5 protein-coding genes are annotated in these 6,500 nt (G+C 70.9%); 2 read left to right on the forward strand and 3 right to left on the reverse strand.

The annotated features are described in order from the left end of the window. The first annotated feature begins 104 nt into the window (after positions 1-104). A complete protein-coding gene (locus ABZ193_RS42915; RefSeq protein WP_237340281.1) occupies positions 105-818 on the forward strand; it encodes a sugar isomerase domain-containing protein in 714 nt (237 codons plus the stop codon). On the opposite strand, the gene ABZ193_RS42920 is transcribed toward ABZ193_RS42915, so the two are convergent. Next, the gene (locus ABZ193_RS42920; RefSeq protein WP_237340280.1) at positions 815-2,680 is read right to left on the reverse strand and encodes an ABC transporter ATP-binding protein; all 1,866 of its coding nucleotides are present in this window, start codon (positions 2,678-2,680) and stop codon (positions 815-817) included. The genes ABZ193_RS42915 and ABZ193_RS42920 overlap by 4 nt on opposite strands. Before the next feature lie 167 nt (positions 2,681-2,847). On the opposite strand from ABZ193_RS42920, the gene ABZ193_RS42925 reads away from it, so the two are divergent. Continuing rightward, positions 2,848-4,155 carry a glycosyltransferase 87 family protein gene (locus ABZ193_RS42925; protein WP_237340279.1) on the forward strand — a complete coding sequence of 436 codons (1,308 nt, stop codon included), beginning with the start codon at positions 2,848-2,850 and terminating at the stop codon, positions 4,153-4,155. Here the strand turns inward: ABZ193_RS42925 and ABZ193_RS42930 are convergent. Together ABZ193_RS42930 and ABZ193_RS42935 are read right to left on the reverse strand one after the other, a co-directional pair. Further along, positions 4,142-4,384, reverse strand: coding sequence for a helix-turn-helix domain-containing protein (locus ABZ193_RS42930; RefSeq protein WP_223843236.1), 243 nt, complete (start codon positions 4,382-4,384; stop codon positions 4,142-4,144). The genes ABZ193_RS42925 and ABZ193_RS42930 overlap by 14 nt on opposite strands. 144 nt (positions 4,385-4,528) lie before the next feature. Further along, a complete protein-coding gene (locus ABZ193_RS42935) occupies positions 4,529-6,157 on the reverse strand; it encodes an ABC-F family ATP-binding cassette domain-containing protein (protein ID WP_020421251.1) in 1,629 nt (542 codons plus the stop codon). Positions 6,158-6,500: the final 343 nt, after the last annotated feature.

A 6,500-nucleotide genomic window follows, 5' to 3' on the forward strand; every position in this document is an offset into this window, starting at 1 on the left:
TCAGAAGGGTGTTCAGGTCGGTCCTCACAAACTGATCTTGAACACCCTTCACCCATCTCCACACACCACCCAGGGTTAGGACTTACTCATCTAGGGTCGGGCGCATGATCAACGATCTGGTCGCCGGCGCGCTGCAGCAGGCCGGCGAACGCAACGGCAGGGAGATCGAGCGGGCCGCCGCGCTGGTGCTGGGCGCGGTGCGGGCGGACGCGCTGGTGTTCACCGCAGGCGCCGGGCACTCGCTGGCGTCGGTCGCCGAGACCTTCTACCGCGCGGGCGGCCTGGCCTGCGTGTACCCGCTGTACCACCCGGACCTGCTGCCGCTGCACGGCGCCGCGGCCAGCACGGCGGCCGAGCGGCGGTCCGGCCTGGCCGCGGAGGTGCTGGCCGAGCGCGCGCCCGGACCGGACGACGTGGTGTTCGTGTTCTCCAACTCCGGCGTCAACCCCTACCCCGTCGAGCTGGCCGAGGCCGCCCGCGCGGCGGGTGCGCCGGTGGTGGCGGTGACCTCGCGGGCGTCGGTCGAGGCGGCGCCGCGCCGCTCGCACAGCACGCTGCTGGAGCAGGCCGACGTCGTGCTCGACACCGGCGTCCGCCCCGGCGACGCCGCCTTCCCCGCCGACGACCCGCGCACGGTGGCGCTGTCCTCGCTGCTCAACGTCTTCCTGTGGAACGAGGTGCTGGCGCACGTCTTTGACGCCGCCCGGCGGGAGGGCGTCGAGGTGCCGTTGTGGCGCAGCTCGAACGTCGAGGGCGGCGACGCGGCCAACGCCGCGCTGCTGGACCACTACCGCCCGCGGGTGCCCGCCCTCCGTTAGGCGGCAGCGGGCTCCTCGGCGAACTGGGTGTGGTAGAGGTCGGCGTAGCGGCCGTTCGCGGCGAGCAGCTCCTCGTGGGTGCCGCGTTCGACGATGCGCCCGGCCTCGACCACCAGGATCTGGTCGGCCGCCCGCACGGTGGACAACCGGTGCGCGATGACCAGCGCGGTCCGGCCTTCCAGCGCGTGCGACAGGGCTTCGCTGACCGCCGCCTCGGACTCCGAGTCCAGGTGCGCGGTCGCCTCGTCCAGCACGATCACCCGCGGGTGCGCCAGCAGCAGCCGCGCGATGGTCAGCCGCTGCCGTTCGCCGCCGGAGAGCCGGTAGCCGCGCTCCCCCACCAGCGTGTCCAGCCCGTCGGGCAGGCTGCGGACCAGCTCGGCGAGCCGCGCCCGGCCCAGCGCGTCCCAGATCTCCTCCTCCGCCACACCCGGCCGCGCGTACTCCAGGTTGGCGCGGATGGTGTCGTGGAACAGGTGCCCGTCCTGGGTGACCACGCCGACGGTGTCCCGGATCGAGGCGAACGCCAGGTCACGGACGTCCACATCGGACAGCCGGATGGCGCCGGAATCGACGTCGTAGAGGCGCGGCAGCAGCGACGCGATCGTCGACTTGCCCGCACCGGACGAGCCGACCAGTGCGACCATCTGCCCCGGTTCGGCGCGGAAGCTGATCCCGTGCAGGACCTCCTCACCGCCACGGGTGTCCAGTGTGGACACCTCCTCCAGCGAGGCGAGCGAGTACTTGTCGGCGGCCGGGTAGGCGAAGCGGACGTCGTCGAACTCGACCGAGACGCCGCCCTCCGGCACGGTGCGGGCGTCCGGCTTCTCGGTGATCATCGGGTCGAGGTCGAGCACCTCGAAGACCCGCTCGAACGACACCAGCGCGGTCATCACGTCCACGCGCACGTTGGCCAGCGCGGTCAGCGGGCTGTAGAGCCTGGTCAGCAGCAGCGCGAGGGCGACGACGGTGCCCGGGGCGAGCTGCCCGCGGATCGCCAGCCAGCCGCCGAGGCCGTAGACCAGTGCCGTCGCGAGTGCCGACACCAGGGTCAGGCTGGTCATGAACCAGCGGGTCAGCATCGCGGTCCGCACGCCGATGTCACGGACGCGTCCCGCGCGGGCGCCGAAGTCCTCGACCTCCCGCTTCGGCCGCCCGAACAGCTTGACCAGCGTCGCGCCGGGCGCGGAGAACCGCTCGGTCATCTGGGTGGTCATCCCGGCGTTGAGCTGGGCCGACTCGCGCTGCAGGTCGGCCATCCGGCGGCCGATGCGGCGCGCGGGGAGCACGAACACCGGCAGCAGCACCAGCGCCAGCAGCGTCACCTGCCAGGACAGGGTGACCATGACCGCGAGCGAGAGCACCAGCTGGATCACGTTGGTGACCAGGCCGGACAGGGTCGCGGTGAACGTGCGCTGCGCGCCGATCACGTCGTTGTTCAGGCGGCTGACCAGCGCGCCGGTGCGGGTGCGGGTGAAGAACGCGATCGGCATGCGCTGCACGTGCTCGAACACCGCGCGGCGCAGGTCGTAGATCAGGCCCTCGCCGATGCGGGCGGACAGCCAGCGTTCGACGAGCCCGAACCCGGCGTCGGCGATCGCCAGCCCGGCCACGACGACGGCCAGCAGGACGACCAGGCCGGCGTCCTTGCCGCCGACGATCGTGTCGACGACCTTGCCGGCCAGCACCGGCGTGCTCACCGCGATCACCGCCGACACCACGGTCAGCGCCAGGAACACCAGCAGGCTGCGCCAGTACGGGCGGGCGAAGCGCGCGACCCGCCGCACGGTTCCGGGCGCGAGGCCCTTCGGCGTGTTCGCCGCGCGCATCGCCGAACTCATCAACGACCAGGTGTTGTCCACGCCGCCCACCCTAAAAGTTCGACATTACTTGATGTCTACCCCGAAGACGCAGAGGTCAACGCGGCAGGTCACCAAAAGCTTCCCGGGCGTTGCCCGCGATTCCGCCCTCGGTAACCTTTGCCCATGGGGAGGGACGAAACCGGTGCGAGACCACCCGGCGGCCCGCGATGACCACTGAGCGCACCGAAGTGCGCACGCCGGTCCCCGCCGCCGCCCTCGACCGCTGGCGGGCTCTGCTCGCCGCGCACCCGCTGACCGTCGACCTGGTCTTCTACGTCGTCTGCACCGTCTACGCCATCGCACTGGCCCTCACCAACGAGTTCTACGGCTTCCGCATCTGGGGTTCGTGCGCCGCGTTCGGCTACGGATTCGCCGCTGCCCACACCGGCTGGCTGATCGCCACCGGCCGCCAGGGCGGGTTGCTGCGCTCCCGCTGGGTGGGGATCGCCGGCATCGGCGTGCTGTCGATGCTGCTGCCGCTGGCGGTCCTGGTGGTCCGGCGGCTCACCGGCACCGACTGGCTGAACACACCGTTCTCCTGGAGCGCCCAGCCCGAGGTGTGGGTGATCGAGCGGTCGGCGAGCCTGCTGCTGGACAACGGCACGCCGTACGTGGACGTGGAGGCGCTCACCCGGGCCCCGGAGGTCAACGACTACACGCCCTACGGCCCGGTCATGGCCGTGTTCGGCCTGCCCCGCGCCCTGTTCGGCGGGAGCCCGGTGGCCGACGCGCTCACCGACGCGCGGCTGGTGTTCGCCCTGACCGCGTGCGTGTGCGCGTGGCTGACGATCCGGCTGTCCCGGACGCCGCGGGTTCCGGTGCGCGCGGCGCAGTTCGCGATGGCGTGCCCGCTCACCGCGCTGACCTGGGCGGTCGCCGGGCCGGACCTGGCGATCGTCGGTCTCATGCTCGTCGCGGCCGCGCTCGCGGCCAGGGACCGCCCGGTGGCGAGCGCGATCGTCCTCGCGCTGGTGATCAGCGCGAAGCTCATCGTCGCACCGGCCGCGGTGGTGCTGGCCGTGCTCGTCTTCGCCCGCCTGGGCGGCAGGGCCCTGGCGCGCTTCCTCACCACGACGGTGGTCGCGTGCGCGGTGCTCAACATCCCGGTGTTCCTGGTGAACCCGCGGGCGTTCGTGGAGCACGTGATCCGGTTCCCGGCCGGCCTGGGCCAGGTGACGTCACCGGCGGCGAGCCCGCTGCCGGGCTATCTCATCGCCAGTACCGGACCGGCCGGGAAAGTGGCCGCGTTCGTCCTGCTCGCGGGCGCCGCTGCCGCGATCCTCGTCTGGTTGCTGCGGCGTCCGCCCGTCGCGGGGTCGGACGCGTTGTGGCGCATCGCCGTCGGGCTGGGAGCGTTCACGCTCCTGACGCCTGCGACGCGCTTCGGGTACCTGGTGTACCCGTCCGTGCTCCTCGGTGCGATGTTGTGCTTCCGCCGCGCCGAGGCCGGAGGTGCCCGGCCTACTTCTTCTTAGCGCGCGTCGCCCCGCCGCGTCCGCGCAACTGCACACCGGATTCGGAAAGCACGCGGTGCACAAAGCCGTACGAGCGTCCGGTCGACTCGGCCAGGGCTCGAATGCTGGCACCCTTCTCGTATTTCTTCTTCAGGTCAGCGGCCAGCTTGTCACGCGTACTGCCGGTGATCCGCGCGCCCTTCTTCAGGTCAGCCACGTCGTTCCGCCTTCCACCAGATCGCGTTGGCAGGCCACAGTGGGCCTCGTCACGCAATGATCGAACACGAACCGGGAATTTGCCAGACGACGGGCGAAAAACCTGCCCAATGGCGGAAAAATTGCGCCATTCAAGGTTGTTGCCTAGTCCAACTAAGCAATCGAGCCTTTGTTTACCTCATGCCAACTGGACGAGTTCCAAGTAATCATCCGACCAGTGATCCTCCGTGCCGTCGGGCAACAGGATCACGCGCTCGGGCTCCAGCGCCTCGACCGCGCCCGGGTCGTGGGTGACCAGCACGACGGCGCCGGTGTAGCTGCGCAGGGCGTTGAGGACCTGTTCGCGGCTGGCCGGGTCGAGGTTGTTGGTCGGCTCGTCGAGCAGCAGCACGTTGGCGGCGCTGGACACCAGGCCCGCGAGCGCGAGCCGGGTCTTCTCACCACCGGAAAGGGTGCCCGCGGGCTGGTCGAGTTGCTCACCGGTGAACAGGAACGAGCCCAGCAGGTTCCGCAGCTCCTGCGCGCCGGTGTCGGGGGCGAGGTGGCGGATGTTCTCCCACACGCTGGCGTCGTGGTCGAGCGTCTCGTGTTCCTGCGCGTAGTAGCCGAGGCGCAGCCCGTGGCCGGCCACGACGCTGCCGGTGTCGGGTTTCTCCATGCCGCCGAGCAGGCGCAGCAGGGTGGTCTTGCCCGCACCGTTGAGGCCGAGCACGACGACCTTGGTGCCGCGGTCGATCGCGAGGTCGACGCCGGTGAAGATCTCCAGCGAGCCGTACGATTTGGACAGTCCGTCGGCGGTGAGCGGGGTGCGCCCGCACGGGGCCGGGGCCGGGAACTTGATGTGCGCGACCTTGTCGGCCTGGCGCTGGTCGTCCAGGCTCGCGAGCATCTGCTCGGCGCGGCGGGCCATGTTCTTCGCCGCGACGGCCTTCGTGGCCTTCGCGCCGAGTTTCGCGGCCTGTGCCTGCAGGGCGGCGGCCTTCTTCTCCGCGTTGGCCCGCTCCCGGCGGCGGCGCTTCTCGTCGGTCGCGCGCGCTTCCAGGTAGCGGTTCCAGGTCATGTTGTAGTTGTCCAGCTCGCCGCGGGTGGCGTCGAGGAACCAGACCTTGTTGACGACCTCGGCCAGCAGTTCGACGTCGTGGCTGATCACCACGAGACCGCCCTCGTGGCCCTTGAGGAAGCCGCGCAGCCAGTTGATCGAGTCGGCGTCGAGGTGGTTGGTCGGCTCGTCGAGCAGCAGGATGGTGTCGGAGCGGCCGGAGGCCCCCACGTCGGAGGCGGCGAACAGGATGCGGGCCAGCTCGACGCGGCGGCGCTGACCGCCGGAGAGGGTGCGCAGCGGCTGGGCGAGGACGCGGTCGGCCAGGCCGAGGTTGGCGCAGATGCGGGCGGCCTCGCTCTCGGCGGCGTACCCGCCCAGGGAGGCGAAGCGCTCCTCGAGGCGGCCGTAGCGGCGGATCGCCTTGTCCCGCTCGGCGTCGTCGACCAGCTCCGACATGGCGGTCTGGGCCTTCTCCATGTCGCGCAGCAGGGTGTCGAGGCCGCGGGCGGACAGGACGCGGTCCTTGGCCGTGACGGAGAGGTCACCTTCGCGCGGGTCCTGGGGCAGGTAGCCGAGCTCGCTGCCGCGGCGCACCTCGCCCGCGTAGGGCTCGCCCTCGCCCGCGAGGACCTTCAGGGTGGTGGTCTTGCCGGCGCCGTTGCGCCCGACCAGGCCGATGCGATCGCCCGGCTGGATGCGCAGGGTGGTGTCGGAAAGCAGAATGCGCGACCCGGCGCGCAGTTCGAGGCCGGTGGCCGTGATCAAGAGAACTCCCGGATGGCGGGGGTGGACGGGTGGCATCGACGGGCCTGCCGAACAGGCGGCCCGGAGCTACTCCAACTGGACGTCCACGAGACCCAGTGTACGGATCACGGTCCAGCGATTTTCCCCGCGGTGGCGGGTCTCACCACGCCACCAAGGTAGCTGGGTGGTCATCCCGTCGCCTGACACTGGACGATCACCTTGAGCCAGGGCCGCAACATCCGTGCTCGCGCGAGTTGACATGCCAACCTTGCGGCCCTGGCTCAAGGTGATATGCACAAACCGGAAGGCGACGGGATGACCACCCGGCGGTGCGCCTTACGGCGCCGAACGTCACCTTCCGACC

It is taken from the genome of Amycolatopsis sp. NPDC006125 (assembly GCF_040614195.1).
GTDB classification, from domain to species: domain Bacteria; phylum Actinomycetota; class Actinomycetes; order Mycobacteriales; family Pseudonocardiaceae; genus Amycolatopsis_E; species Amycolatopsis_E tucumanensis.